Raw genomic sequence first — 23,871 nt, forward strand, 5'->3', positions numbered from 1 at the left:
TAGTCCACATTACTACTTCCTAGCACTATCAATTTTTTTGGCATAACTCATTCCTGTAGATATCGATCAATGATCAACAGAATAAGGAGTTACTCAAAAACCGTCAAGAGAGCAAAAGAGCATCCTATGATATCAATTACTATAACTTTGAGTTATATAGACGTCATAAAAGTCACATCCCTTCCTAATTGCCTTTTCTGCAGCACTATCATATATCTAGATGTAGACCATCATAAATAGAGAAGCTATGAGTAATGATGACGCGACTACAGCAAGACTTTATATACCGAAATTGATATACCGCAAATGGGGCAACATAAGACTTAAAAGGTATCGATATCTTGAGGCTGTCCATTCAAAAGCTTTTGGCACTTTTAGCACAACATCATAAAACAATAAAAGATGGTCCCATTTAACTTTATTATCACTATCTGGAGGATAACAGATGAAAAAGTCGATTTTAGGACTCACCCTGTGCGGTTTACTTGCACTTCCCAGTATCTCTCTATCAGAAGAGCTAACGGGAACACTCAAGAAGATTGATGAAACAGGAACCATTACCCTAGGTCATAGAGAATCTTCTATTCCATACTCCTACTATGATAATCAACAAAATGTCGTCGGCTACTCTCATGAGATTAGTATGAAAATTGTTGAAGGCATTGAGAAGAAACTGGGGAAAAAGATCGATGTCAAACTCGTTCCTATTACTTCACAAAATCGTATTCCACTGATGAAAAATGGAACGATCGATCTAGAATGTGGCTCAACGACACACAACACCGCCCGTGCGCAAGAGGTCGACTTTACCAATACAATCTTTATTATCAATATCCGTATGATTACAGATGTTAATTCGGGTATTGAATCTTTTGAAGAGTTGAAAGACAAGGTTGTCATTACAACAGCAGGAACCACATCTGAGCGGGTATTACGCAATATGAATGCCGAGAAGGGGATGAATATGCGCATCCAAGCAGCAAAAGATCATGGTGATGCTTTTATGATGCTAGCTGATAATCGCGGTGTTGCTTTTGTGATGGATGACTCTCTACTCTATGGAGAGAGAGCAAAGTCACCTCAACCTGATCGCTGGGTCGTTACTGGAGAATCACAAGGGCAGGAAGCTTACGCCTGCATGTTGCGGAAAGGAGATAGTGAGTTTAAGGCCTTAGCAGACCAAGTAATTGCAGATCTTTCTGGCTCTGGGGAGATGGAGCTTATCTACAACAAATGGTTCACTGAGCCCATTCCCCCTCGTAATGCCAACTTGGAATTTCCACTCTCTGAGAGTATGCGAGAGCTCTTTAACAACCCCACGGATAAACCTTATCAGTAGCGTCTTATCACTCTTATGAGATAGCGCATAGACGCGCAGATATTGACAAGGATCTCTAGGAAGAGCGTACCTCTTCTCTAGAGTTTCTCGTCTTTAATAAATCTGATTCTGATTTAGGAGCGTAGCGTTAGTAGACACCTTGAGCAGATACTCTTTCTCTATAGCCCTATTGACTAAGTGCAAGATATCTCTCAAAGCACTCCCCTACTTCGATCGCCCTACTCCTACTCTTACCCTCTTCTCTTAAAAGGTTAATCTATGTTTGGACTAGATTTTTCTATGCTCTTACAAGAAGCCGTCATTAATGAAACATATCTAGACTGGCTTTTAGAAGGTGCGAAATGGACCATTATCTCCTCTAGTAGTAGCTGGATATTAGCGTTAGCGTTAGGAATTATTATTGGAACAATACGAACCCTACCTAGTCGTACACTACGCTTTATTGGGGCAACCTATGTCGAGTGCTTACGAAATGTCCCGCTCATTGTGCAACTCTTCTTTTGGTATTATGTTTGGCCTAACTTAATGCCGGAAACAATCGGTAATTGGATCAAATCTCAAGATCCTTTAGTTCAGATGATGACTGCGGGGATCCTCTGTTTAGGTCTATTTACCTCTGCACGAATTGCAGAACAGGTCCGATCAAGTATCGAATCATTAGCAGGTGGCCAACTCAGAGCTGCTCTTGCCACCGGTTTAACGCTTCCGCAAGCTTATCGTTACGTCATCTTACCCCAAGCACTTAGAATCATCTTGCCGCCGATGACCTCCGAGCTTCTTAATATCTTTAAAAACTCCTCCGTCCTACAGACCATTGGTCTTGCAGAGCTAACCCGACAAGCGGCACAGATCAACGATTATACAGCGAAAGCTTACGAATCATTTTTCCTTGTGACGATTGCATATATCATCATCAATGTCACCTTAATGTTCATTATGAAGTTGATCGAGCGATGGACACAACTTCCCTCACTGAAAGAAGGAGCTTAAAATGGGTCAATTCTCTTTTTCTAGCCTCTTCTCTATTATCGGTGAAAACTATCAGTTTCTACTACAAGGGATGGCTGTTAGCTTACAAATTACCGGCATTGCCATCGTTGTTGGGATTCTTTGGGGGATTGTGCTTGCCGTTTTACGGCTCTACGGTCCTAAACCAATCGCATGGATTGCAACAGGTTATGTCAATCTCTTTCGTTCAATCCCACTCATTATGGTGTTAATGTGGTTCTACCTCGCAATTGGTCCAACTTTACAACAATATTTAGGCTTAGGTAACAGTACGGGAGTACGGCTCTTTTGGGCGATCGTCGCATTTTCTCTATTTGAGGCCGCTTACTATTCTGAGATTATTCGCGCAGGATTTAAGAGTGTACGCCGGCAACAGATGAGCGCAGCCTTAGCTCTCGGGATGACAAAAGGACAAGCGATCTACCATGTCATTTTGCCACAAGCGCTTCGCAATATGATTCCCCTACTTCTAACGCAAGGTATTATTCTTTTTCAGGATACTTCCCTGGTCTATATTATGAGCCTTAATGATTTCTTCAGAACTACAGATATTATCGGCTATAACAATAATGCAAAAATGGAGATGATTCTTTTTGCCGGCTTTATCTACTTTATCATCTGCTTTTCACTATCTTATCTCGTTCGAACCTTACAAAAGAGAAGAGGCACCTTATGATTCAATATCAGAATGTCAGTAAATTTTATGGCAATTTCCAAGTACTGAAAAACTGCTCCACTGAAATTAAAGAGAAAGAGGTTGTGGTCGTTTGTGGGCCTTCTGGTTCTGGAAAATCAACCTTAATTCAATGTGCAAATGGTTTAGAACCTTTTCAAGAGGGGGATATTATTATCAATGGACACTCATTAGCAGATCCTAAAACTAATATTAATAGAGTTCGAGCTGAAGTAGGGATGGTCTTTCAACATTTTGAGCTCTTTCCCAATATGTCTATTGAAAAAAATCTTATGCTTGCACAGATGAAGGTTCTAAAACGTGATAAAGAGAGTGCTCATGCAAAAGCGCTAGGATTATTAGATCGGGTTGGATTAAGTAAACATCTTGGAAAATACCCCACACAACTCTCCGGGGGACAACAGCAGCGCGTCGCTATTGCAAGGGCATTGGCAATGGATCCTGTGGTGATGCTCTTTGATGAACCAACTTCTGCACTCGATCCCGAAATGATTCATGAAGTACTTGCCGTCATGACAGAATTAGCGCAAGAAGGGATGACAATGATGTGTGTTACCCATGAGATGGGATTTGCACGTCAAGTAGCGGATCGAATTATCTTCATCGATGAAGGAGAGATCTATGATGATCTCTCAAAAGAAGCTTTCTTTGAAGGAACACCTAGCGAACGGGCACAAACCTTTTTGAAAAATATTTTCCATAATGACTGATATCCCTTTGATCATCAGTAAAGATTAGAAAAGATCAGAAAACCAAGGAAAATCAAGGAAAATCAGAAAAAGGATGGGAGCTGTCGATCATAGCTCCCATCTTCTTACACTGATTACACTGATTGCACTGATTGCACAGACTAGATAATAGATCAGATAGATTGAGTCTCATAGAGCATCAAATAAAACCTTTTCTGATACTTATTAATCTTCCCCTCTCTTATCACGAGCATCGAGTGACTCGATCTCATCGAGGAGAAAACAAGCAACCTCATGAGGCTCACCACCTCTATCATGATAGACCTTGATCTCCGGCTGAGAGTGATAGCACTTCTCAAATGCTTTAGGACAGCGAGTATGAAATGCACAACCTTGTGGTGGATTCAATGGACTCGGCAATTCACCTGTTAAGGTGATCTTCTCTCGTCGGTTTTGATCATTCAATCTCGGAGTTGCCGATAGAAGCGCTTCAGTATAGGGATGCATAGGATCTGAAAAAAGCGCTTTTTTACTCGCTTTCTCCACCGCTTTACCGAGATACATCACCATCACATCATCGGCAATATGCTCCACAACAGAGAGGTCATGTGAGATAAAGAGGTAAGAGAGCCCCAACTCCTCCTGAAGATCCATCATCAAATTGAGAACTTGTGCTTGAACAGAGACATCGAGTGCTGAGACCGGCTCATCAGCAATCACAATATCGGGATTGAGCATTAAACCTCGCGCAATCGCGATTCTTTGTCGTTGTCCTCCCGAGAACATATGGGGGTAACGATCATAAAACTCAGGACGAAGACCTACTTTTTCCATCATCGCTAAGACCCGCTCTTTCCGCTCTTCCCGACTCAGATCACTATTAATCTTGAGAGGCTCTTCTAAAATCGTGCCGATCTTCTTTCGCGGATTGAGGGAACCATAAGGGTTTTGAAAGATAATCTGAATCTTCTGACGTCGCAAAGCGGCCGTCTCTGGTGCAGAAAGGAGAAGAGAATCTCCTCGATAACGCAACTCACCACTTGTGGGAGGCTCAATCATTGTCAATACTTTTGCCAGAGTCGATTTTCCACAACCTGACTCCCCTACAACCGCTAAAGTCTTCCCCGCTTCGAGTTCAAAAGAGATACCATTTAAAGCTTTAACTTCTCCCCTCTCCCTGAATAATCCTCGGCTAACGCTATAATATTTTGTTAAATTTTCAGCAACTAAAAGTGGCGCTTTCTGCTCTCTATCAACGATTGTCTGACTACTCATAAACTCCTCCTGATAAGGATTCTTCGTCGCTCTCGGACATTGCTATCTGCTTTTTAACCAAAGGAAAATGGCATTTCACAAAACGATCCTCTCTCTGCTGTAAAGGGGGCTCCTGTTGCCGGCAGATCTCTTGACAATAACTACAGCGAGGATTGAGAAGGCAACCTTGAGGCCGATCATAACGCCCCGGCACAACACCAGGTAGTGATTGCAAGCGAGAAGCACCTTGAGAAAACTCCGGCAAAGAACGGAGTAACGCTTCGGTATAAGGATGAAGTGGCGTTTGAAAAAGTTGTGTGGCAGGTGCGATCTCAACAATTTGTCCGGCATACATCACAATAATCTTATCCGCCGATTCCGCAACGAGAGCTAAATCATGGGTAATCAGTAGAAGCGCCATCTGCTGCTCTTTTTGCAATTGAAGCAGAAGAGAGATGATTTGTCCTTGAATCGTGACATCAAGCGCTGTAGTCGGCTCATCTGCAATCAACAATTTAGGATTACAAGCAATGGCGATCGCAATCATCACCCGTTGACTCATTCCCCCCGATAATTGATGAGGATAGAGATTAAAACGATTAGCAGCATCAGGAATCCCCACCAACGTCAATAACTCTAAAGCCCGCGCTTTACGCTCCCTTTTTCTCCCACCTTGATGGACTTTTAAGGTCTCCATAATTTGATACCCCACTGTAAAAGAGGGATTGAGTGAGGTCATCGGGTCTTGGAAGATCATCGCAACATCATCGCCTAAGATCTTTTGTCGCTCCCGCCTTTTCATCTTTTGTAGATCTTTACCATCAAAAGAGAGGGCCTCTGCCGAAACGACGCCGGGAAAATCGATCAATCCCATAATGGCAAGAGAACTTACAGATTTACCGGATCCGGACTCTCCGACAATACCAACCACTTCCCCCTGATCAACGCTATAACTGATTCGGTCAACCGCACGAAAACGATCTCCTTTCTCTCCAAATTCAACCGTTAAGCCTTTTACTTCTAATAATCTCATCTCTGCCCCCTTATACCTTCAACTTTGGATCTAATGCATCTCGCAAACCATCACCCATCAGATTGAAAGCAAGGACGGTTAATAAGATAGCAATTCCAGGGAAAGCGACAACCCACCACGCAGATTGCGCATATTGCAAGACGTCAGAGAGCATCGTCCCCCATTCCGGCGTCGGTGGTTGAGCACCCATTCCTAAGAACCCAAGTGCAGCCATATCTAAGATCGCATTCGAAAAACCTAATGTTGCTTGGACAATAAGCGGTGCTAAACAGTTGGGCAACACATTAATAAACATCTGCCGAAGATGCCCCGCTCCGGAAACTTGAGAGGCAATCACATAATCTTTCTCCATCTCTCCTAAAGCGGTCGCTCTTGTAAGTCTTATATAGTGAGGTAGCGCCACAAAAGCGAGGGCAATAGAAGCATTAACAATCGATGGACCAAAGATAGCCACTAGAACAAGTGCTAAAAGAAGACTCGGTAATGCCAACATAATATCGACAATACGCATAATAATCGCTTCCACAACGCCGCCAAAATAACCGGCAAGAAGCCCTAAAGAGATACCTAACAGTAGCGAAAGAAGAACTACGACAACGCCAACTAATAATGAGAGACGCGCACCAAAGATCAATCGGCTTAAAATATCGCGTCCAACATCATCCGTTCCTAAGATAAACTGCCAAGAACCTCCCTCCATCCAGACAGGTGGCTTTAGGAAAGAGCCCCGAAACTGTTCTGTCGGATCATGAGGTGCAATATATTGGGCAAAAATAGCGACAAAAATAATAAAAAGGATAAAGATCAGCCCTAGCAATGCACCTCTATTTCGACTGAAGTAGAACCAAAATTGACGAAGGGGTGTCTCTGGTTTACGTGCTAGAAGTAGCGCTTCTGCGGGCGGACGATCTGCCTCTAAAGTTGCTTCACCCTCTTCTAAAATGACATTTAAATCTCGATCATGATGTTTAGCCATCTTACTCTCCTTATTGATGTCTAATGCGAGGATTAACAACGCCATAGAGTAGATCAACAATAAAGTTGACCAAAATAATGAGCGAAGCAACGAGGAGAACACCACCTTGAACAACAGGATAATCACGCCGCTGTAGTGATTCGATCAGCCAGCGACCAACTCCCGGCCAAGAGAAGATTGTCTCTGTTAAAATCGCACCACCCAACATTGTTCCCACCTGTAATCCAATCACCGTAACAACGGGAATGAGTGCATTTCGCAAGGCGTGAATCAAAATAATCCGCATCCGTCCTAAACCTTTCGCTCTGGCAGTTAAGATATAATCTTCACTCAAAACTTCGAGCATCGATGAACGGGTCATCCGAACAATCACAGCTAATGGGATCGTTCCAAGAACAATCGCAGGAAGAATCATATGGTGTAATGCGTCCCAAAAATCCCCCTCTTCTCCAAAAAAGAAGGTGTCGATCAACATAAAGCCGGTCAACGGATCACTATCATCAAGAAAGACCATATCGCTAATTCGTCCTGAAACCGGCGTTAGATCGAGATTGACAGAGACCAACATAATCAACATCATCCCCCACCAGAAAATCGGCATTGAATAACCGGTCAAAGAGAGTCCTACAGCGGTATGATCGAAGATCGATCCTCGCTTCACAGCGGCTATTACACCGACAGGAATTCCCACAACAACCGCAAAAATCATCGCACAAGTTGCAAGCTCTAACGTTGCTTTAAAGCGCGGCACAAATTCAGACCAGACAGCTCGCTGAGTCACAAGAGAGTTCCCTAAATCTCCATGAAAGAGACCTTTAAGATAGCTCCAATATTGCACAATATAGGGTTGATCATAACCAAATTGCGCTCGCAATTCCGCATAACGCTCCGGCGTAATCCCCCGCTCTCCGGCAAAGAGTAGGATCGGATCCCCCGGTATAAGATGGATAAAGATAAAGGTTAATAGTGTAATACCGATAAAGGTAGGGATAATCATTCCCAATCGGCGAAAGAAAAATTGAATCATGTTGCATCCTATCTCTGGAAAAGATTGAGGAAATGCGATAGCGATTCATCAGTTAACCCAAGACGCCTAGAGCACCATCCTTATTGATTGAGTGATCTAGCTCACTAATATTAACTAGTGGATTTAACTAGTGGGTTTAACTAGAGGATTAGCTAGCAGGCTAGTCGCACTCATCAAGATAGAGATAAAAAGGAGCGCTTAGGTTAAAACCCATAGCGCTCCTACCTCTATACTTATTTAAGGATTAGGTCGCCAATATAAAATCTTCAGTGATGAAGATCCCTCTTTAAAAGAGATTGATAAGAGGAACCAAAATTAAGCTATCGCAACGCTATCTAAATTTAATCCTCAATATCAACTTGGTTGAAGTTGTGCGTTCCTAATGGATCGATAACATAATTGACCACCTCTTTTCTCACCGGCATATAGACCGTAGAGTGGGCAATATTGAGCACCGGCTGTTCACGATGTTGGATCTCTTGTGCTTTCTTATAGAGTGCAACACGCTGATCATGATCAGTTGCTGCTTTTGCTTCTGCTAAGATGCCATCAAACTCACTATTACACCAATTAGAGTAGTTAGAGCCCGCTTCTGCAGCCACACAACTTAAAAGAACAGCAAAGAAGTTATCTGGATCTCCATTATCTCCTGTCCAACCCATTAGTGCTGTATCATGCTCACCATTACGAAGACGCGTTAAGTACTCACCCCACTCATAGGTGACGATATTAGCTTTAACACCGATCTTCTCCCAATCTGATTGAACCATCTCTGCCATTCTTCGAGCATTGGGATTATAAGGGCGCTGTACGGGCATCGCCCAGAGAGAGACTTCAAAACCTTCTGGAACACCCGCTTCTGCAAGTAGGGCTTTTGCAGCCTCTGGATCATACTCATAATCGACAATCTCATCGTTATAACCCCACATCGTTGGCGGAATAAAGTTCTTCGCCGCCTCTCCATTACCTTGGAAAATCGCATCGATAATATCGGCTTTATTAACCGCCATACTCAATGCTTTTCGTACTTCTAATTTATCTAATGGAGGCTTTTCCATATTGAAGGCAAGATAGCCGATATTGAGTCCTGTCAACTCCTTCACATCGATATCAGGATTCGCACGCATCTTCTCTAAATCAGCAAGGTTAGGATAAGGCATCACATGACACTCACCCTTTTGCAATTTGGCAAAACGGACCGAGGCATCTGGTGTAATAGAGAAGATCAGGCGATCTAATTTTGCCGGCTCACCAAAATAATCCTTAAATTTAGTAAAGAGAATCCGAGAATCTTGCTCATAAGCTCTCAATTGGAAAGGACCGGTTCCGATCGGTTTAAGATCAATCTCTTCTGGCTTACCTTTTTCTAAGAGTACTTCACCATATTCAGCAGAGAGAATAGAGGCAAACGCCATCGCTAAGTTCGCTAAAAAGGGGGATTCTGGCGAGGTTAAAGTGATCTTGACAGTGTGATCATCGATCTTTTCTACAGATTCGATCAACTCAGGGAATCCCATCGATTCAAAGTACTCAAACTGTCGGCTCGAGATATTGTGATAAGGATGGTCGGGATTCATCTGTCTCTCAAAGGTAAAGATCACATCATCGGCATTAAAATCTCGCGTCGGTTTAAATGCTTTATTACTATGAAATTTAACCCCTTTTCGGAGATGGAAAGTGTACTCTTTACCATCTTCGCTCACCTCCCACGACTCCGCTAACCCAGGCTCAAGCTCTGTAGTGCCCAATGTAAATTCGGTTAAACGGTTATAAAGAGGGATACCACTTGCATCAAAAGTTGTCCCTGATGATGCTAATTGTGGGTTAAAAGTCTCTGGAGAGGCCTCTGAACAGTAGACTAATGTCGATGCTTGTGCCGCTCCCAAAAGTAATGCACTACTGACAGCAGCAGTTGCTATAGCACTCTTTACCCCTAATGAGAGGCGTGTTAATAGATATTTCTTCCTCATGCTTTCTCCTTTATTGATAGTAGCGAGCTCATCACTCTGCCGCTATCGTTTCTCCTGGTTAGTATGACACCCTATTTCGGCATCTTATTTATAGTTATTATTTTTAAAAAAATGTAATGCTCTATTTATAACGTTTTTCTCTGTAACGTTTTTATCTGTAACTCTTTCATAATTACTCTCTTTCTTCTTAAAATGCAAGCAGAGAACTATTGGTTCAAGCTCTACCCCCAAAAAGAGATAACCCATAAAGAGAGGGGATTATTGGGTTCTAAAAGAAGTTTGATCGCCATGGCAACACTCATCACAATCAGAAGAGGACGAATCACCCTCCCCCCATACTTAACAGCAAATAACGCTCCCAATTGCGCACCGATAAAAGCCCCTAGCGCCATCAGTAGCCCTAATAGAACCTGCATCTCTCCTGAGAATGCAAAGATAAGGAGTGAACCGATATTAGAGGCGAAATTAGCAAGTTTTGTCTCGGCGATTGCATTGACTAATGTCGAGCCTAGGAGCAATACAAAAGCGACCATAAAGAAGGATCCTGTTCCAGGACCAAAGATTCCATCATAAAATCCAATCAAGGGAACGATCGTTAAGAGAAAGAGCGTTCTTGAGATCTTTGCTCTTCGCTCACGCCCATCTAAATTGGGGGAGAAGAGAAAGTAGATCGCTACAGAAAGTAGCAGTAATGGAACGATGATCTGCAAAAAAGTTGCCGGCAATCGTGTTGCTAAAAGCGCACCTATCATGCCACCGGTCACAGCCAGAAAGAAGACCCACTTAGAGTGATGCCACTGAATTAAACCTTGACGAAAAAAGGCAAATGTTGCCGAAAAGGAGCCGGCAGATGATTGTAATTTATTGGTCGCCAATGCTTGTACCGGCGATAAGCCTGCTAATAGTAGTGCCGGTAATGTAATTAGACCACCTCCACCGGCAATTGCATCGATAAATCCTGCGACCATAGCCACTAACATTAAAATCAGGAATAGCTCTCCTGCCATATGCTCCTCTCTTTTATCTTTTATAAGTTGTTTGATTGATAATTAACTGGTTACTAACTAGATTGTTAACCGATACTTAATTGATATTTGATTGATATTGAATCGATACTTTAACAATCTCTTCTCCAATGCCCTCTGCATGCCCCTACAAAAGTCAGAAGCAAAGCAAGAACGATCGAGCCTTTTCAAGAGTAGTGCCATAATAACCATAATAGATACTGTAATATTAAAGATTAAGAGAAAGACTCATAGAAAATAATGAACTATTAGAGCGAGATTCTCAGCAGTGTATCAAACCCCTGATATCTCTGATGATAAAAATGGATTCCACTAAAGAGAAGAAGTTATTGAGTGGGGAAAACCGATAAAACAGCAGTAATAATGAATGATGCATACTGCGATATCTTTAAAACCGATTCAAAATTGGAGCTATAGTTTCTCTACTCTATTTTTATCGCTTATAATTGCTCTCCTTCAGCCCTTCTCTTCAATCACTTCTACAAAATTAAGATAGGTAAACGTCGATTATGAAACCATTCCCCTCACATTTCGATCTCATCATTGTCGGTGCTGGCGCTGCCGGAATGATGGCTGCAAGTTATGCCGGTAAAGCGGGACTCTCTGTCCTTCTTTTAGATCATGCCACAAAGATTGGGGAGAAGATTCGTATCGCCGGAGGCGGCTTTTGTAATTTTACTAATACCCATATCGATGGCTTCGATGCCGCCCCCTATTATGTTTCAGAAAATCCTAAGTTTGTGCGCTATGCGCTCTCTAACTTTACTGCCCAAGATTTTATTGCGCTTGTTGAACGCTATCAGATCCCTTATACCGAAAAGCATCGAGGACAACTCTTCTGTGATCGTGAACTAGGGGCCTCCTCAAAAGATATTATCAATATGCTTCTTAATGAGTGTAAAGAAGCAGCGGTTGAACTACGAAAAGGATGCCGAGTGGATACTATTACAAAATCAGCTGACAGGTTCCAAGTAGAGAGCTCAGAAGGCTTATTGACAGCATCCTCCATCATTATTGCAACAGGAGGGCTAGCGATTCCTAAAATAGGCGCTACCGATTTTGGCTATCGCATTGCAAAATCGTTCGGGCACGCTATTATTCCAACACGCCCAGCACTAGTAGCGCTCCATTTTGATTTTTGGGAAGCTGAAGGCTATACCACGCTTGCCGGCATCTCAATGCCTGTTGAGATCTCCACACAATCGGGGAAAAGAGCGAAAGATCGTATCACCTTTGATGAAGATCTTCTCTTTCGCCATAAAGGTCTCTCTGGACCTGCCATTTTACAGATCTCAAGCTATCTTCATCCTGGTGGCTCAATAACTATCAACTTTGCACCCGGTATCGATCTTACTCAAGCGTTGTTAGATCTTAAACAGCGTGCTAAATATCAACTAGAACGCGCCATCACTGAATTGATTCCAACATTACCTAAGCGGTTTATTCAATTTTGGTTACAAAGAGCACCCTTCCAAAGCTATCTAACAACCCCACTTCCTGAAATTCCCCATAAAATTTTAGAAACCTTGGGGGTATCGCTCAATGCATGGTCTATTACACCTAGTGGCACCGATGGACACAAAACGGCAGAAGCAACTAGAGGAGGCGTCAATACCAAAGAACTTAACCCTAAAAGTATGGAGAGCCGATTAGTGGAGAACCTCTACTTTATAGGTGAAGTTGTTGATGTTGTCGGTTGGCTCGGAGGTTATAATTTTCAATGGGCGTGGGGCTCAGCCGTCTGTGCGGCAACTGCCATTGCAAAAAAGCAGTCCCAATAAATATTTTTAGAACTCTTAATACAAAAATTTTCGCCTCTTCGATAGCTTTCAATCACTATTTTTTTTCATATGCTTATAATAGAGCCTATTAGAGAATCTCTTTTCGATCTTTACAGAGATCAAAGATATTCACTGTTTTAAAAAGTAGCATCACTGAGCGCTACAATGTATCAATTAATCATCAAAAGGCCTTATGTCTTATAACAGTACAAATAGCCCAAAAATCGGGCAGATGAATCGTTTAACTATCATCGAAAAGAATAAATTAGGATTGATCTTAGAGGGTGATGTTCTTCTACCACACCGAGATATCCCCAAAGACCAACCTACTCAGGTGGGTAAATGGCTCGACCTTTTTGTCTATCTTGATAATCATGGCCACGCTATTGCCACCCCCCAAAAACCTTATACCACTGTTGGGCGCTTTGCAGACCTTCAAGTGGTCGAGATCAACGATATCGGTATTTTCCTCGACTGGGGATTACCTAAAGATCTACTGCTCCCTTTTAGCGAGGAAGTTGGCACCGTTCATGCCGGAGATTTTGTCATTGTCTACACCTATATTGATGAGGTATCTGGCCGTATCACCGCAAGTATGAAACTTGAGAAATTTTTAGATCAAAAACCCCATCATTATGAGGTTGGGAATCCTGTCGCGCTGCTTGTAGAAAGCATGACTGATTTAGGGGTAAAGGTAATTGTCGATCACACATTTTGGGGCTTAATCTACCATAGCGATGTGAAGAGCGACCTTGAAATTGGCGATGAGATTGAGGGCTTTGTAAAACATATCCGAGAAGATGGGAAGCTCGATATTGCAGAACAGGCTATTATCAATACACCTGAGGCGCGAGAATCTTTAGAAGAGATGATTATGCGGAGATTAAGTGAGTATGGTGGAACCTTACCGATTAGTGATAAGAGTTCACCGGATGAAATCCATAAAATTTTAGGGGTCAGTAAATCAGCCTTTAAACGCGCATTAGGGGCGCTCTATAGAGAGCGAAAAATCATTATCAAGCCTGATGTTGTTATCAAAAGAATCTAAAAGTGATTCCCATAATGACCATAGATCGGCATCATTGATGCCGAATCTTCTCACTACTTGCTATGTTGCTATGTTGCTCTGTTGCTATGTTGCTCTGTTGCTCTGTTGCTGTTGATCAGTTTAGCGCGCCCTACTCTATTCAAGATAGAGTCTTCCCATAAGATAAAGCTATCTTGTAAGATCTCTACAGATACTTACTTGATGATGGCATCACTCGAAAATAAGCATCTTTTTGAGTCTGCATCTCAAAATCGTTATGCTGCCAACACTCAAGTCCTTCTAACCCCGGAATATCCTTTGCACAAAATTGAGGATCGAAACCTAACTTTTTCTGTTCCACATAATGTTCCCATAGTGCAACGACAATATGTCGTAAAGAGAAGATCACTGAACAGTTGATCACCACTAATGATGAGACCAAGATCATCGTAATCGCTATCAAAACCTCCATATCGATAAAGTAACTACTTAAGATCACAATAATAAAGAGAAACTTATAGAAATACTCCACCCATTTACAATCTCTGAAATAGAGAAAATTAACTAATCCATAATAGAAGCCACTGATAATCGAAGTTAAGGCAAAAAGGATTAAAATAAAAGAGAAGATATAAGGGACAAAAGGACCCAAAGTAAGTCCTAATGATGCCTGCATCAGAAGAATCCCATTCGCTACGTGGGGATTATAGAGGCCTGAAGAGAGAATAATAAAAGCGGATAAACCTCCAATTACAAAGCTATCGATAAATACCCCAAAGCTCTGCAGTAATCCCTGTTTAACAGGATGACTCGTATGTGCTGCCGCTGCTGCTGATGCGGAACCACCTAATCCAGCCTCATGGGAGATCGAGCCATTCTTAATTCCTTCAACGATGGCGATACCAATGCCACCACTTATGATCTCCTCTAGACCAAAAGCACTCTTAAAAATCGATCCTAAAAATGCCGGAATCGCCTGGAGATTGAAGAAAACTACCACGAGCAATATCACAAGATAGATAAAGAGCGCACTAGATACTATTACGGTTGAAATATGGGCTAACCAACGAACATTTCCAACGATAGCTACTAAAATAATAATAGAGATGGCACCTAAAATCTTACTACTTGTTGTCTCGCTATAAGTGGTATGAACTAATGAGACTAAGATATTAGTATGAACTCCATTAAATATGACGATAAAGAGGGCGATAAAAATAACAGCATAGAGAGCGCCTACTTTAGGCATCCTTGCGCCTCTACGAATATAGTAAGCAGGACCGCCTCGATAGAGTCCTTTCTCCTTACATTTATAGAGCTGTGCTAAAACCGCTTCCGAAAAGGCTAAAAACATTCCTAAAAATGCAAAAAGCCACATCCAAAAGAGCGCTCCTGGGCCCCCCATACTAATAGCCAATGAGACTCCGACAATATTACCGATACCAATCCGATTTCCCATACTTAACGAAAAGGATTGAAAAGGGGTAATACCGCTATTATTTTTCCGTTTTTCAAATAAGAGATATTTCATCTCCTTAAAGTAATGAAAACGAAAGAGCCCAATACGATAGGCAAAATAGAGCGAAACAGAGAGATAGAGAGGGATTAGTAGACCAAACCAGATATGGGCATTTAATAAAAAGTCGAGTTGCTCTTTAAACATTCTCCCCCCAATGCCCTTCTTATAACTATCAGATATTAGGATCTATAATAAATAAAAATATGTAAATTTTTATAAATGTCGCTTTTTTATTTTTATAGAAGATCTATTGCTTTAACTTTACTTCCACCCTCTTTTTCGGCGCTACATCGATCGTTGCCGCAACAGGACAGTGGCTCTCCACATGCGCTATAACCTCATCAATCATCGTCTGGTTTGCAGAAGAAGTGAGGTGGTAGATCGTTCGTATCTCACTAAACCCAATAGGAACTGTGGGGTCCCCCATGTAACCTGCTGAATCAAAATCTCCCTCAACTTCAATAGAACAAGCATCATAGGGAAGTTTTCTCTGAGCTGCATAGGCTTTAAAGACCATTGTCTTACAAGCACCTAAAGCTCCTAGAAGGAGCTCTACCGGCGTCATGCCCTCATTATCACCATAAGGTTTGGGCTCATCGGCAATAACAAGATGCTCACGCGCCCCAATTTCAACCTGATAATTCTCTCTAACTTGGCAACTGACTCGATAAATTTTTGCACTCTTTCGCGCCATAATAATCTCCTCTATTTTCAATCATCTAGATAACTATCTCCATCACTGCTCTCCCCTCTCTATTAAACCTAGCGATTCCTTAAATCTATATAAATCTATAAAATATATAATATATAAAGTTCATTGAATCTAACGAGTCTATGAAAGAGTGATTGAGATCGCCGACATCGTAATGTAGAAACTACGATTATAACGGCTTTACCTAAAAGTGACAGAATTCTCCCTCAATCCTCAACACCCAAATCTCTATTAATTGACGCATCTTTACGCAGAAGTAAGCTACAATAAAAAATAATGCATTAATGACATCATTCTAGGGAGATTTAATAATGGAGCAACAGCCATTTCACTCTTCACGCCGACAATTTCTACAGATCAGCTCTCTGCTGGCGATTGGTATCGTTACAAATCCTATCGCACAGGCACTCATCACTACCGACACTAAAGAAACGGCATATAGTTCTCGTTTTAATAACCGAGTCAATCGAGTCAATCAAGAAGAGATCCGCTCGCTCGATTTCGATTCTCACCTCTTTCCTCTACGCAATTATCGGTTAAAGTCTGGCCCCATCCCAATGACCCCTTCTCTCTTTTAGTTTACCCATTCAATCATGGGGAATGATAATCAGCAGTAAAATCAATAAAAACGGATGGGAAAGCAGTGCAAAACTAATAACAACCAGTGATGAGTAATGACGATTAATGATGAAACAATTAACGATGACTAATGGATAGTTGATACAAAAAGGCTGATAGAGAACTCTCTACCAGCCTTTATTCTTTTCTACTAAAATCAAGATTCTGATCAACCTGATCTCATTTCAGTCACAGATTGATTACGCGATCTCATTAGAGAACTTCAATTTCAGCATCAATCACATCCATATTGAGATCACCATCGATGATGACACTATCTCCCGCTTTAAACTCACCACGTAAGAATGCTTTTGCTAAAGGGTTCTCTAAATGAGTTTGGATCGCACGTTTCAAAGGTCTTGCACCGAAAACAGGATCGTAACCAATCTCCCCTAATTTATCGAGTCCTTCCTCTGTAACACTTAACATCACATCATGCTCAAGGAGACGTTTAACCACACGATTCACCTGTAATTTCGCAATCTCACGAATATGCTCTTTACCAAGTGGGTGGAAGACAACAATATCATCAATACGGTTGATAAACTCCGGACGGAAATGTTGACCTACAACCTCCATCACTGATTCACGCATAGCGAGATATTGATCCTTCTCACTTAAATCACTCAAACGAGCGGCCTGCTCTTGAATCAAGTGTGAACCTAAGTTCGAAGTCATGATAATGACCGTATTTTTGAAATCTACCGTACGGCCTTGACCATCTGTTAAGCGACCATCATCTAATACTTGTAACAAGATATTGAAGACATCGGGATGCGCTTTTTCAACCTCATCAAGCAAAATCACTGAATAGGGGCGACGACGAACCGCCTCCGTTAAGTAACCGCCCTCTTCATAGCCAACATATCCTGGAGGCGCACCAATCAAACGTGCAACTGAATGTTTCTCCATAAATTCAGACATATCTAAACGGAGCATTGCATTCTCATCATCAAAGAGGAAGGTTGCCAATGTCTTTGTCAACTCTGTCTTACCAACCCCGGTAGGACCTAAGAAGAGGAAGGAACCGATTGGACGATTAGGATCAGACAATCCCGCACGAGAGCGTCGAACGGCATCTGATACCGCAGTAATCGCCTCTTTCTGGCCAATCACATTTTCACCGAGCACCTCTTCCATACGAAGTAGTTTCTCACGCTCCCCTTCCATCATGCGGCTGACAGGGATCCCGGTCCATTTAGAGACAACATCCGCAATCTCATTCGCTGTCACTTTTGTTCTAACTAATCGATGCTCACGCTCTTCATGATTTTCCGCTTCTTGTGACTCTTTCAATTGACGCTCAAGCTCAGGAATCTTGCCATATTGGAGCTCACTCATCTTCGCAAGATCACCACTACGTTTCGCCGCTTCAAGCTCAATACGCGCCTGATCAAGATCCTCTTTCAGAGAGGTTGCACCCTGCATAAGGCTCTTTTCGATCTTCCAAACCTCTTCAAGATCTGCATACTCTTTCTCAAGTTTAGAGAGTTCAGCTTCCAGTGTCTCAAGACGTTTTTTCGATGCATCATCGGTCTCTTTCTTAATCGCTTCACGTTCAATTTTTAATTGAATAATACGACGATCAAGTTTATCCATCGCTTCAGGTTTTGAATCGATCTCCATCCGAATTTGGCTTCCTGCCTCATCGATCAAATCGATCGCCTTATCAGGTAATTGTCGATCGGTAATATAACGATGTGATAAGGTTGCTGCGGCAACAATCGCCGGGTCAGTAATTTCGACCCCGTGATGGATCTCATAACGCTCTTTTAATCCACGCAAAATCGCAATCGTATCTTCTACCGTAGGCTCTTCTACTAATACCTGTTGGAAACGACGCTCAAGAGCCGCATCTTTTTCAATATACTCACGATACTCATTAAGCGTTGTCGCACCGATACAGTGAAGTTCTCCACGAGAAAGTGCAGGTTTAAGTAAATTACCGGCATCCATAGCACCATCTGTTTTTCCGGCACCCACCATCATATGAATCTCATCGATAAAGAGAATCACTTGACCTTCTGCCTTCTCAAGCTCTCCTAATACGGCTTTAAGACGCTCTTCAAATTCACCACGGAATTTTGCACCGGCGATTAATGCACCAAGATCTAAGGATAAAACTCGTTTACCTTTCAATCCTTCCGGCACTTCCCCATTAACAATGCGTTGAGCAAGTCCTTCTACAATCGCCGTTTTACCCACACCGGGCTCCCCAATCAATACGGGATTATTTTTAGTACGGCGTGACAAAACTTGAATCGCGCGTCGAATCTCATCATCTCGTCCAATCACAGGATCGAGTTTACCAAGCTCCGCACGCTCAGTTAAATCAACAGTATATTTACTAAGTGCTTCACGCTTCTCTTCTGCATTAGGGTCTTGCACTGTTTCACCTCCACGAATAGAGTCGATTGCTCGATTGAGCAACTCTTTAGTTACACCAGAATCTTTTAAGATCTCAGCAAGTCCTTTCTTCTCATCCAAAATTCCTAAGATAAAGACTTCTGAAGAGAGATAACCATCACCGCGGCGATGCATCTCTTTCTCTGCAGCGACTAAAACACGCTGTAGATTCTGACTAATATGGATATCATTGCTTCCAGAGATCTTTGGAAACTTATTAATTGCCTCATTAACTTTCTGATTTAAGAGAGGGATATTCGCTCGGCATTGACGAAATAGGGGTAAGACCGATCCCTCTTTTTGATTGAGCATCGCACTTAAAACATGCTCTGGCTCAATATATTGGTTATCGTTGGTGAGCGCTAAGGTCTGTGCGCCACTTAACGCATTTAAGAATGCTTGTGTAAATTTATCTTGGTTCATCTACCAATTCTCCCATAATTTATCAATCGTGCTGGGGTTTACCATTCTAAATCTTTCTTATTCTTCAATTTTCAATCTTTTCTAACACACCTTTTATTCAGATATTAGAACATTCCCCTGTTGATCATAAGATGGGGATAACCATCCCTATTTCAAGTTTTTTTACCGATTTATTGATAATTTTACAACTATTTTATGATTATCCTTATGAATGCCCCTATTAAAAAGACGATTAATAACTCATTAATAATTCATTGATAGCTCTATTAACAACTCCATTAATAACTCCATTAATAAACCTATTAACGATACTATCAACAATACTATTAACAACGCTATTAAGAGATCTACTGATGAAATGGAGCTAATAAGATCAATAAGATCCTGTTCCACCACTAATCTTGTGGGGTTAAAAGCAAGATCACTTCCTGATGCCCTCGCTCTTTAGCTAAATCCAGTGGCGTTAAACCATTAATGCTCTGACAATCAACATCTGCCTTTGCTAGTAAGAGGGCTTTTGTCATCTTTGGTAAATTCATTGCTGCGGCTCGATGCAATGCTGTAAATCCATTAGCATCCGCCTTGTTGGGATCCGCCCCTAAAGTTAAGAGCGCTACCAATCCCTTCTCTGATTTAATCTCCACTGCATCCATCAAAGGCGTTGTACCATTGAGAGAAGAAGCATTCAGATCAACACCCTGCTCTGCTAAAAGCTTCATCATCTCATAATGATCGGTATAGAGCGCCCAATGAATCGGGGTAAAGCCATCTTGTGCCATTAAGTTAGGATCAACCAACCCTTGCTGTAAAATTAACTTAACACTCGCCTGATCATCATTTGCAATCGCAATATGATAAGCCGTTGTCGTTCGCATCACCTTTTCAGAAGAAAAAAGCGCATCCTCTGCAAATACCCCCACCTTTGCTCGATGACCAAAAAGAGAGAAGGCCCAAATTGCCGCACGATTAGGATCGCTCTCTAACTCATTTAAGAGGGGAACTGGCGCACTCTCTTCTAATACATGACTCAATATTAAAAAATTTAAGAGGGCAATCGTCTGATTCTCAGTCTCAAATTCACTATCAGTGATTTTCCCTTCAATGGAATCAATGATCAATTGGTTCTCTTTAAAGTGGAGAGTCGCTTTCGCCACCAACTCTCTTGACCAACTACGCACAAAATAGAGAGCTTGACCATCAAAGAAGATTGCCCAACGATCATCGGGAGTTTGCGGAACAAAGAGTGATCCCGGATAGAGTTTTCCATCAATGCGGTAATGTAGATCTGCTTTAAGAGAACGATCAACAGTTGGTGAAAGGCCTGAAAATGAGGCGCCATCCTCCAGACTATAAGAGTCGAGGTTCTTTAATGCACTCTCTTCGATATCGCTCCCTAATTGGTAGGTGATCGGTCGTAAATCTAATAACGGAATACCGTAAGGATTTTCATCATAACGAATCCAAGGAAGCTCTCTGATCTCTATTTTCTCTTTTACCATAAAATCCCAATCTCACTATCGTAATGTCTATCGTAATTTGCGGTCACCATGTCTAGATGACTCTTTATAAAAAAGTTAGTTTAACAAAATAAAATGATGCGACCGAATCCATTATCCCCATTTATCTTATGATAAGATAATCTCTCTTCTAATTATCGAAGAGAAGCATTTTTAAGGAGGCTCACCAATCGGCTTACTCAGTAATAATAGAGTTATCGATATGACCTCATTAAAAATCTAGCTATAAAAAATCTAGCTATCAATATCGAAACGCAATCTAAAGGCTTACTATGTTTAGAGATCTACCTATTGCAACACGATCCCTCATTATCCTCAATGTTGGAATCTTTATTCTCTTAGCGCTCTTGAGCTCTTTAGAGATCTTCGATCTACAATACTTTTTAGGCAGTTACTTCCCAAGCTCCCCTTTCTTTCACTTCTGGCAACCCTTTACCCATCTCTTTATCCATGCCGGCATCTCCCATCTTCTCTTTAATATGTTTGCCCTCTTTATGTTTGGTGCCACAATAGAACGTATTATTGGTACACAAAAATTTCTGGTCCTCTACTTTGTTGCCGGAATGGGCTCTTTTATTCTCTTTAATATCCAGAGCTATTTTACAATCAACCAGCTTACGGCAGAACTCTATGCTCTCGATTCTCCGGCAGTTGTTAATCAAGTACTTCTTGAGGTACAAAATAATCTTAAGATGGATCATCTAGGGGTGATTACAGGCCCTGGTTATATCGACCGCATCCCCGAACTATCGGCACTTGTAGGTGAATATATTCGGCCGATGATGGGCGCATCAGGTGCGATTTATGGTGTCTTAATCGCCTTTGGTATGCTCTATCCTAATGCAGGTCTGATCTTCTTCTTTATCCCCTTTCCTATTAAGGCAAAATATTTTATCCCCGGCATTATTCTCCTAGAGGTGATTTTAGGTCTCCTCAATCTCTCGTGGAATCCTATCGCTCACTTTGCTCATCTAGGGGGTGCTGCGGCAGGATTTCTTCTCATCTGGTATTGGAAAAAACAAGGAGCTATTCGTCTATGACTCTTACCCAATCTTTCCAAAAAAGATTTAAAAAAGGGGCATCAATTGCCCTCATTACCGTTGCCCTGCAATCTCTCTCCTTTGCGGCACCACAACTGACACTCTCACAAGCAGAGCTGACAAAAGTGGGAGCACAAATCTATCAAAATGAGACCGGTGGTAAACGGGACAATTTAGCTGTCTGGAATCAAGGGGAGAACTTCCCCTCATTAGGAATTGGCCACTTTATCTGGTTCAAAGCCGGTGAGCCAGCACATTTTGAAGAGACCTTTCCGGCATTGGTCACCTTTATTGCTAATCAAGGTGTTCCGCTCCCTAAAATTTTACAAAAGCATCAATCTGCACCATGGAAAACGCGAGAAGCATTTAATCGAGCAAAATCGGCGGGAGAACTCAATGAGTTGATGCAATTTTTAGAAAATACCCAAGAGCTACAAACACTCTTTATCTATCAGCGGCTACAAAATGCATTGCAGAAGATGAAGCAAGTATCAGAGTATCCCGATTTTATAGAGATGAAGTTTTATGAAGTTGCCAGTGCCCCCAATGGTCTCTATGCCTTAATTGACTATGTCAATTTCAAAGGGGAAGGGATCAATCCTCAAGAACGATATAGAGGAGAGGGTTGGGGGTTGATGCAAGTATTAGAAAATATGGATCTCGTCTCAACAGGTACAACGGAATCAGCTCAAAATGCCGCAATTTTAAGAAGTTTTCGTGATTCCGCAGAGAGAGTGTTAACTCAGAGAGTTAAAAATGCAGATCCTAAAAAGGGCGAAGAACGCTGGTTACCCGGCTGGATCAACCGCTTAAACACCTATCAACCGAAGTAATTTAAATTTAATGATTAAGCGCTGATTGGCGTCACTGTTTGTTAAGAGCTTTATTTCTAATGATCCTTATTACCCTCATGATGCTCAAAAACGAAAGAAAATATTGCAAAGATAGAATAAAAAAACCCAAAATCAGTAATATGATTTTGGGTTTTTGATCATTTAGATCTTTAATACTTAAGCATCAACTTGCTCTTCTGCCGCTTCTTCAGCCTGTTGTGCTAATCGATCCGCATAGACTGCTTCAAAGTTAATGGGTGAAAGCATAACAGGAGGGAAACCCGCGCCTGAAATTAAATGATCTAATGCAGGGCGAATATAGGGATAGAGAATATTAGGACAGTAAGCCCCTTTTAAGTGTGCTTCTTGTGCTTCTTCAAAACCATCAATTAAGAAGAGACCCGCTTGCTCTACCTCAGCTAAGAACATCACCTTTGTCTCCGCTTCATCACCTTCTGCATCTTCCACTTTATAAGTTGCAGTAACTGTTACACGAAGCAGAACTTCATGGATATTAGGATCAACTTCACGATGATCGTTACCTAACTGAATCTGAATTTCAGGTTGAACATTTAATTTAAAAACTTCCGGCGTATTAGGAGATTCTAATGAGACATTTTTTGTATAGATTCTCACAATGTCGAATGTAGGCTGTTTCTCTTGAGTCATCTCTTTACCTTTAAAATAGGGCGATTAAGCGATTAGTCTATAAATTACTGGGGTAACTTACCTGAAAGATAGTCATCTAACTGACCTCTTGTCTCAAGCATCATTAAATCATCACAACCACCTACATGATAATCACCAATAAAGATCTGCGGAACCGTATTGCGACCTGAACGCTTTTGACACTCTTCCCAAAGTTTTGGATCGCTATCAACATCAATCTTTACCGGCTCTACACCATGACGCGCAAGAATCTCAAATGCACGGCGGCAATAACCACAAGTTGTTTTAAAATAGACTTCTACTTTTTTCAT

The 23,871-nt window shown here is 41.7% G+C and carries 22 protein-coding genes (1 of these 22 running past the window's edge); 9 read left to right on the forward strand and 13 right to left on the reverse strand.

Going from position 1 to position 23,871, the window contains the following annotated elements:
- Positions 1-44 carry the start of a ribokinase gene (rbsK, locus tag DC082_RS09830; protein ID WP_109236829.1) on the reverse strand. 898 nt of this gene lie to the left of the window's left edge, so 44 of the gene's 942 nt are visible here — the first part of the coding sequence; its start codon is at positions 42-44; the stop codon falls past the left edge of the window.
- Positions 45-445: 401 nt separating this feature from the next.
- Here rbsK and DC082_RS09835 point away from each other — a divergent pair, with 401 nt between their 5' ends.
- From DC082_RS09835 to DC082_RS09850, 4 genes are all read left to right on the forward strand, one after another.
- The gene (locus tag DC082_RS09835) at positions 446-1,339 is read left to right on the forward strand and encodes a transporter substrate-binding domain-containing protein (RefSeq protein WP_109236830.1); all 894 of its coding nucleotides are present in this window, start codon (positions 446-448) and stop codon (positions 1,337-1,339) included.
- 258 nt (positions 1,340-1,597) lie between these two features.
- The gene (locus tag DC082_RS09840) at positions 1,598-2,329 is read left to right on the forward strand and encodes an amino acid ABC transporter permease (protein ID WP_109236831.1); all 732 of its coding nucleotides are present in this window, start codon (positions 1,598-1,600) and stop codon (positions 2,327-2,329) included.
- A 1-nt stretch (position 2,330) separates the two neighbouring features.
- Entirely contained in the window at positions 2,331-3,023 is a 693-nt protein-coding gene (locus DC082_RS09845; protein ID WP_109236832.1) for an ABC transporter permease subunit, read from the forward strand.
- Complete coding sequence (locus DC082_RS09850; RefSeq protein WP_094568445.1) at positions 3,020-3,751, forward strand: amino acid ABC transporter ATP-binding protein; 732 nt, start codon at positions 3,020-3,022, stop codon at positions 3,749-3,751. The genes DC082_RS09845 and DC082_RS09850 overlap by 4 nt, the downstream gene beginning before the upstream one ends.
- Positions 3,752-3,955: 204 nt before the next feature.
- On the opposite strand, the gene DC082_RS09855 is transcribed toward DC082_RS09850, so the two are convergent.
- The 6 genes from DC082_RS09855 to DC082_RS09880 all read right to left on the reverse strand — a co-directional run bounded on the left by DC082_RS09855 (position 3,956) and on the right by DC082_RS09880 (position 10,997).
- Entirely contained in the window at positions 3,956-5,005 is a 1,050-nt protein-coding gene (locus DC082_RS09855) for a peptide ABC transporter ATP-binding protein (protein WP_109236833.1), read from the reverse strand.
- Positions 4,998-6,017 carry a dipeptide ABC transporter ATP-binding protein gene (gene dppD / locus DC082_RS09860; RefSeq protein WP_109236834.1) on the reverse strand — a complete coding sequence of 340 codons (1,020 nt, stop codon included), beginning with the start codon at positions 6,015-6,017 and terminating at the stop codon, positions 4,998-5,000. The genes DC082_RS09855 and dppD overlap by 8 nt, the downstream gene beginning before the upstream one ends.
- 10 nt (positions 6,018-6,027) lie before the next feature.
- Complete coding sequence (gene dppC / locus DC082_RS09865; protein WP_109236835.1) at positions 6,028-6,993, reverse strand: dipeptide ABC transporter permease DppC; 966 nt, start codon at positions 6,991-6,993, stop codon at positions 6,028-6,030.
- Positions 6,994-7,003: 10 nt separating this feature from the next.
- Positions 7,004-8,020, reverse strand: a complete 1,017-nt coding sequence (gene dppB / locus DC082_RS09870) for a dipeptide ABC transporter permease DppB (protein WP_109236836.1) — start codon at positions 8,018-8,020, stop codon at positions 7,004-7,006.
- Positions 8,021-8,361: 341 nt separating this feature from the next.
- Entirely contained in the window at positions 8,362-9,990 is a 1,629-nt protein-coding gene (locus tag DC082_RS09875; RefSeq protein ID WP_109236837.1) for an ABC transporter substrate-binding protein, read from the reverse strand.
- Positions 9,991-10,211: 221 nt separating this feature from the next.
- A complete protein-coding gene (locus DC082_RS09880) occupies positions 10,212-10,997 on the reverse strand; it encodes a TSUP family transporter (RefSeq protein WP_229821719.1) in 786 nt (261 codons plus the stop codon).
- A gap of 527 nt (positions 10,998-11,524) precedes the next feature.
- On the opposite strand from DC082_RS09880, the gene DC082_RS09885 reads away from it, so the two are divergent.
- Positions 11,525-12,796: a BaiN/RdsA family NAD(P)/FAD-dependent oxidoreductase gene (locus DC082_RS09885; RefSeq protein WP_109236838.1), complete on the forward strand. Its 1,272-nt coding sequence runs from the start codon at positions 11,525-11,527 to the stop codon at positions 12,794-12,796.
- A 232-nt stretch (positions 12,797-13,028) separates the two neighbouring features.
- Positions 13,029-13,844, forward strand: coding sequence for a CvfB family protein (locus DC082_RS09890; RefSeq protein WP_229821717.1), 816 nt, complete (start codon positions 13,029-13,031; stop codon positions 13,842-13,844).
- 184 nt (positions 13,845-14,028) lie between these two features.
- Here the strand turns inward: DC082_RS09890 and DC082_RS09895 are convergent, their stop codons facing one another.
- Positions 14,029-15,486 (reverse strand): alanine/glycine:cation symporter family protein, encoded by a 1,458-nt coding sequence (locus DC082_RS09895; protein WP_109236840.1) that lies wholly within the window; start codon positions 15,484-15,486, stop codon positions 14,029-14,031.
- Between the two features lie 103 nt (positions 15,487-15,589).
- The gene (locus DC082_RS09900) at positions 15,590-16,036 is read right to left on the reverse strand and encodes an OsmC family protein (protein WP_109236841.1); all 447 of its coding nucleotides are present in this window, start codon (positions 16,034-16,036) and stop codon (positions 15,590-15,592) included.
- 329 nt (positions 16,037-16,365) lie between these two features.
- Here DC082_RS09900 and DC082_RS09905 point away from each other — a divergent pair, with 329 nt between their 5' ends.
- Entirely contained in the window at positions 16,366-16,632 is a 267-nt protein-coding gene (locus tag DC082_RS09905; protein ID WP_109236842.1) for a hypothetical protein, read from the forward strand.
- A gap of 253 nt (positions 16,633-16,885) precedes the next feature.
- Here DC082_RS09905 and clpB read toward each other — a convergent pair whose 3' ends face one another.
- Together clpB and DC082_RS09915 are read right to left on the reverse strand one after the other, a co-directional pair.
- Complete coding sequence (gene clpB / locus DC082_RS09910; protein ID WP_094568433.1) at positions 16,886-19,501, reverse strand: ATP-dependent chaperone ClpB; 2,616 nt, start codon at positions 19,499-19,501, stop codon at positions 16,886-16,888.
- Between the two features lie 395 nt (positions 19,502-19,896).
- A complete protein-coding gene (locus DC082_RS09915) occupies positions 19,897-21,000 on the reverse strand; it encodes an ankyrin repeat domain-containing protein (RefSeq protein ID WP_109236843.1) in 1,104 nt (367 codons plus the stop codon).
- A gap of 290 nt (positions 21,001-21,290) precedes the next feature.
- Here DC082_RS09915 and DC082_RS09920 point away from each other — a divergent pair, with 290 nt between their 5' ends.
- Positions 21,291-22,058, forward strand: a complete 768-nt coding sequence (locus DC082_RS09920) for a rhomboid family intramembrane serine protease (protein WP_109236844.1) — start codon at positions 21,291-21,293, stop codon at positions 22,056-22,058.
- Positions 22,055-22,891: a hypothetical protein gene (locus DC082_RS09925; RefSeq protein WP_109236845.1), complete on the forward strand. Its 837-nt coding sequence runs from the start codon at positions 22,055-22,057 to the stop codon at positions 22,889-22,891. Before DC082_RS09920 ends, DC082_RS09925 begins: the two co-directional genes overlap by 4 nt.
- A 177-nt stretch (positions 22,892-23,068) precedes the next feature.
- Here the strand turns inward: DC082_RS09925 and secB are convergent, their stop codons facing one another.
- Positions 23,069-23,560: a protein-export chaperone SecB gene (gene secB / locus DC082_RS09930; protein WP_109236846.1), complete on the reverse strand. Its 492-nt coding sequence runs from the start codon at positions 23,558-23,560 to the stop codon at positions 23,069-23,071.
- Between the two features lie 44 nt (positions 23,561-23,604).
- On the reverse strand, positions 23,605-23,871 hold the full coding sequence (gene grxC / locus DC082_RS09935) for a glutaredoxin 3 (RefSeq protein WP_094568429.1): 267 nt from the start codon (positions 23,869-23,871) through the stop codon (positions 23,605-23,607).

Origin of the sequence: Ignatzschineria indica (assembly GCF_003121925.1) — a bacterium.
GTDB classification, from domain to species: domain Bacteria; phylum Pseudomonadota; class Gammaproteobacteria; order Cardiobacteriales; family Wohlfahrtiimonadaceae; genus Ignatzschineria; species Ignatzschineria indica.

What these genes read in the sequence shown, in the direction of transcription:
- DC082_RS09835 (WP_109236830.1), top strand. Translation starts at nt 446, where the DNA reads ATGAAAAAGTCGATTTTAGGACTCACCCTGTGCGGTTTACTTGCACTT.
- DC082_RS09840 (WP_109236831.1), top strand. Translation starts at nt 1,598, where the DNA reads ATGTTTGGACTAGATTTTTCTATGCTCTTACAAGAAGCCGTCATTAAT.
- DC082_RS09845 (WP_109236832.1), top strand. Translation starts at nt 2,331, where the DNA reads ATGGGTCAATTCTCTTTTTCTAGCCTCTTCTCTATTATCGGTGAAAAC.
- DC082_RS09850 (WP_094568445.1), top strand. Translation starts at nt 3,020, where the DNA reads ATGATTCAATATCAGAATGTCAGTAAATTTTATGGCAATTTCCAAGTA.
- DC082_RS09855 (WP_109236833.1), bottom strand. Translation starts at nt 5,005, where the DNA reads ATGAGTAGTCAGACAATCGTTGATAGAGAGCAGAAAGCGCCACTTTTA.
- dppD (WP_109236834.1), bottom strand. Translation starts at nt 6,017, where the DNA reads ATGAGATTATTAGAAGTAAAAGGCTTAACGGTTGAATTTGGAGAGAAA.
- dppC (WP_109236835.1), bottom strand. Translation starts at nt 6,993, where the DNA reads ATGGCTAAACATCATGATCGAGATTTAAATGTCATTTTAGAAGAGGGT.
- dppB (WP_109236836.1), bottom strand. Translation starts at nt 8,020, where the DNA reads ATGATTCAATTTTTCTTTCGCCGATTGGGAATGATTATCCCTACCTTT.
- DC082_RS09875 (WP_109236837.1), bottom strand. Translation starts at nt 9,990, where the DNA reads ATGAGGAAGAAATATCTATTAACACGCCTCTCATTAGGGGTAAAGAGT.
- DC082_RS09880 (WP_229821719.1), bottom strand. Translation starts at nt 10,997, where the DNA reads ATGGCAGGAGAGCTATTCCTGATTTTAATGTTAGTGGCTATGGTCGCA.
- DC082_RS09885 (WP_109236838.1), top strand. Translation starts at nt 11,525, where the DNA reads ATGAAACCATTCCCCTCACATTTCGATCTCATCATTGTCGGTGCTGGC.
- DC082_RS09890 (WP_229821717.1), top strand. Translation starts at nt 13,029, where the DNA reads ATGAATCGTTTAACTATCATCGAAAAGAATAAATTAGGATTGATCTTA.
- DC082_RS09895 (WP_109236840.1), bottom strand. Translation starts at nt 15,486, where the DNA reads ATGTTTAAAGAGCAACTCGACTTTTTATTAAATGCCCATATCTGGTTT.
- DC082_RS09900 (WP_109236841.1), bottom strand. Translation starts at nt 16,036, where the DNA reads ATGGCGCGAAAGAGTGCAAAAATTTATCGAGTCAGTTGCCAAGTTAGA.
- DC082_RS09905 (WP_109236842.1), top strand. Translation starts at nt 16,366, where the DNA reads ATGGAGCAACAGCCATTTCACTCTTCACGCCGACAATTTCTACAGATC.
- clpB (WP_094568433.1), bottom strand. Translation starts at nt 19,501, where the DNA reads ATGAACCAAGATAAATTTACACAAGCATTCTTAAATGCGTTAAGTGGC.
- DC082_RS09915 (WP_109236843.1), bottom strand. Translation starts at nt 21,000, where the DNA reads ATGGTAAAAGAGAAAATAGAGATCAGAGAGCTTCCTTGGATTCGTTAT.
- DC082_RS09920 (WP_109236844.1), top strand. Translation starts at nt 21,291, where the DNA reads ATGTTTAGAGATCTACCTATTGCAACACGATCCCTCATTATCCTCAAT.
- DC082_RS09925 (WP_109236845.1), top strand. Translation starts at nt 22,055, where the DNA reads ATGACTCTTACCCAATCTTTCCAAAAAAGATTTAAAAAAGGGGCATCA.
- secB (WP_109236846.1), bottom strand. Translation starts at nt 23,560, where the DNA reads ATGACTCAAGAGAAACAGCCTACATTCGACATTGTGAGAATCTATACA.
- grxC (WP_094568429.1), bottom strand. Translation starts at nt 23,871, where the DNA reads ATGAAAAAAGTAGAAGTCTATTTTAAAACAACTTGTGGTTATTGCCGC.